Origin of the sequence: Ramlibacter sp. AN1133 (assembly GCF_037890035.1) — a bacterium.
Lineage (GTDB): Bacteria > Pseudomonadota > Gammaproteobacteria > Burkholderiales > Burkholderiaceae_C > Ramlibacter.
Window position 1 is genome coordinate 1 of sequence record NZ_JBBKTQ010000063.1, and the last position, 373, is coordinate 373.

Genomic DNA, 373 nt, shown 5'->3' on the forward strand with positions numbered 1-373 from the left:
GTACAGGCCCACCAGCAGGAACAGCAGCGCGCCGACACCGAACACGATCGCCAGCGACTTGGCCGCCATCGGCTCGCTGCTGCCGTGGCCGTGCCCCTTGGGCGCGGCCGGCATCGCGGCCGGCTTGGCCTGCGGCGCCGCGGCCGGGATCTTCGGCGGCGGGGGCGGCCACGTGATGCCGCCTTCCTTGATGACCGTCAGGCCGCGGATGGCGTCGTCGTCCATGTTGACGTCGATCACGCCGTCCTTGGTCTTGCACAGCTCCTCGGTCAGGCGCAGCAGGTTGTTCGAGTACAGCGTGGACGACTGCTTGGCCAGCCGGCTCGCGAGGTCGGTGTAGCCGATGATGGTCACGCCGTGCCGCACCACCGCT

General features: G+C 70.2%; 1 pseudogene. It reads right to left on the reverse strand.

The features are described from left to right. Positions 1–373: pseudogene (gene pntA, locus WG923_RS30365) on the reverse strand (Re/Si-specific NAD(P)(+) transhydrogenase subunit alpha); the annotation flags it as partial.